The following is a 271-nucleotide window of genomic DNA, read 5'->3' as shown; positions in this document are numbered from 1 at the left end:
CATCACCAATGCTGTTACGGTATTGAACAACTTTGTCACCGCGACCAACGCCGTTTACTGCACCGTCGTCTTTGTTAAAAGTGTAAACACCTGCCGCGTTACCATCCCATACAAAACCGTAGTTGGTGTTGTAAACCACGTCATACCAAGCACCCCATTGCTTACCAATAGTGATAGTGCCGTACTCATCGTGGCTAATGCCCGCGTAACCTAAGCGGTTGTAGAAAAACTCATCTTGTACAGATTCGAAGCGGTTGTTATAGACAATATC

The 271-nt window shown here is 45.8% G+C and carries 1 pseudogene; it reads right to left on the bottom strand.

The features are described from left to right. Positions 1-271: pseudogene (locus B4920_RS26340) on the bottom strand (hypothetical protein); the annotation flags it as partial.

Origin of the sequence: Zoogloea sp. LCSB751 (assembly GCF_002028455.1) — a bacterium.
GTDB lineage: Bacteria > Pseudomonadota > Gammaproteobacteria > Burkholderiales > Rhodocyclaceae > Zoogloea.
The sequence above is the reverse complement of the archived record's forward strand: the minus strand, read 5'-3'. Positions and strand labels throughout refer to the sequence as shown.